General features: G+C 36.9%; 1 protein-coding gene and 1 pseudogene (1 of these 2 running past the window's edge). Both read left to right on the forward strand.

The annotated features are described in order from the left end of the window. The first annotated feature begins 182 nt into the window (after positions 1–182). Positions 183–458, forward strand: coding sequence for a hypothetical protein (locus CU053_RS04945; protein ID WP_100551087.1), 276 nt, complete (start codon positions 183–185; stop codon positions 456–458). 2,194 nt (positions 459–2,652) lie between these two features. Next, a pseudogene (locus tag CU053_RS06680) lies at positions 2,653–2,657 on the forward strand (IS982 family transposase); its annotated part runs 181 nt beyond the window's last position; the annotation flags it as partial.

The following is a 2,657-nucleotide window of genomic DNA, read 5'->3' on the forward strand; positions in this document are numbered from 1 at the left end:
TTGCTGATCAACAGCGCAAGGCTACCCGGGTCTACTCGCCCTCGCGTTCCGCTCTCCATGGCTCGCAGCGATTGTAGGAGAATTTATGGGCAAAGACACAGACAAGGGTATATGGCAATACTTTATCAGACAACCATGGTAGTATCAAAACTCAAACACTGACAGCCGCAAAACTTGAGGGGATGACAAAACAAATCAAATTAACTGCAGTTTGTGATGGCGCGGCTAGTTGTTGGTCAGTCATAGACTCTTTGTCTGATAAATGTCAATCAATCGACAGAATATTAGACTGGTTTCACTTGTCAATGAAGTTCAAAAATAGTGGTTTAGGAAATAAACAGTTAAATGAAAAACTAGACGGTGCTAAATGGTATTTATGGCATGGACAGATAGAGGATGCAATCGGCAGATTAGAGGAACTAAAGCAAGAAGTAACTAAAAGAGATAAAGAAAATTAATAAGCTTGAAAAGCCGTTAGTCTGTATCGTTAACAATAAAGATTACATAGTCAATTTGATGAACATAAAAACAAGGATTTGGTTTTCACAAGTCGGATGGCTGAATCAAATGCTGAGAACCCAATTAATCAGCGTTGTAAGGGGCAGCAGCACATGAAGTGGTCAAGAGATGGACTGCACAACATACTTACCTTAAGGGCAGCCATGAATACTTATACTTGGTCAAAGGTCTGGGAAAAGCATGTTCTTTTTGGACTGAAGAAAGTTGCCTAAAACACAATATAAATACACTTCATAGTTAAAAAAGGAAGGCTTATTGAGCAGCTTTCGGCCCTGGGGAGGATTCACGAGGTTCGAAAAACTGCATAATTGGCGAAGGTATTGTAGAATTAATTGTTGACTTTTAGTTAACCTAAATACACAATCTCCTCGCTATGAAGTATACAGAATAGATCTAAGGAGACCAAAGTTGAAAAAATTAATTACTAGCGTTGCATTATTAGGTTACGGTGCTGTGGCATGCGCTTTAAATACAATTATTGTTAACGATACCCCTTATCGTGCAACCTTGCGCTATAATGACAATCCAGATCAATTTTGCCAGATGCATGGTCGCAGCGATCCGCAATGTAATGCCCAAACTATTGACCTTGAATCTAAAGAGGGTGTGCAAATAGTTAATCATGAGAGAATTGATTTGTATACTTTAAGAGTTAATGATTGGCACTTTCCTGGCAATCAGATCACATTTGAAATACAAAAAACATTACTTCCTTTTCAACAATTAGAAAGGCAGGCACTTGATAGCCAAAACAGTGATCTTTTGGTATCTCAAGCCAAGAAAAAACATGATGTTATTATTAATTTGAAATTAATTAAATTGCCAAATGGTTGGTATACTTTGTATTTAGAGGAACCACGGTTGTTTAGAGATAAAAATGTATTTTATGGGTACTCAAATCCAGTGATTCTCTCACATAATGTTTATGGCAATCAATACCAACCATATAACAATTATGGTAATCAATATCAGTACAATCCAAACCAATATGGGAACAACTACGGTGGTGGCTATAACCCNNNCAATTATGGTAATCAATATCAGTACAATCCAAACCAATATGGGAACAACTACGGTGGTGGCTATAACCCTTATGGTCACGGATATCAGCAGCATCACCAGTATGCTCATAATTATGGAAACCAGTATAATCATTATATGAATCAATATAGCGGTCACAATCTCTATGGCAATCAGTACCAACCATATAACAATTATGGTAATCAATATCAGTACAATCCAAACCAATATGGGAACAACTACGGTGGTGGCTATAACCCTTATGGTCATGGGTATCAGAAAATTCTAAATCAATATGGCAATAACAACCTCTATGGAAATGATTATTTCTAATGCTATTTAGGGCGCCATTGAGATTTTAAAATACGACTGATTTTGGTGGGATGTTGATCATTATTCGTCACTTTCTAATGTAACATTGTTCCCACAATATGTACCCGTAGTTTCCGAAAAGGTAGGGATCTCAGTGGTTAATAGATTCCCAATCAAGTTTTGAATGACGCGAACGGAACAAGCTGGGCACGGCAGGTATTCTTTTTCCTCATTTATACGAAATGCCAATGGGCGATAATACTAAAAGGCAGCTACCAGCTATATGGATGTATAACCGTTAGCTGAAAAATCGTGAAAATTGCTTGATCTTATATTAGTTTTATTCTTATTATAAGCATCTTCAAGTGTAATTCATGATACGGAAATGCGTGGTCTTACTTGGCAAAAAAAGTCATCAATTTTAGCAATTATTTTATTTTGTCTTGTTTTAGGAACCACCGTTTTTACCTGTAGTTGGTTTCGCCAGCCCTTTTTATTCGCCCAGTGGATTGTTATTTATCTATTTACATTATTTGCAATTATTTATCTTTTTAAAGATTCTATTGTCATGCCGAAATGGGGGAAGTGGGCGAATTATACTCTGCTAGGTCTAATATTACTCCTACTGGTTAATATGTTTATTCAACCGGTGCCTATTTGGTCACAAGCCAATTTAGATCGCATTACCTTTATTAACGCCATGTTCAACTTTTTTAGGTCGAAGCTGTGTGGTAGATATTGCATAGCATAAGGAAAAGCTTTAGTTTTTAATTTGCACAAAAAAACAGGAAGCCGCGCCTTATGCT

It is taken from the genome of Caedibacter taeniospiralis (genome assembly GCF_002803295.2).
Classification (GTDB): Bacteria; Pseudomonadota; Gammaproteobacteria; order Francisellales; family Francisellaceae; genus Caedibacter; species Caedibacter taeniospiralis.

Excerpts from the sequence above, each read along its gene's own strand:
- CU053_RS04945 (WP_100551087.1), top strand. The coding sequence starts at position 183 with ATGACAAAACAAATCAAATTAACTGCAGTTTGTGATGGCGCGGCTAGT.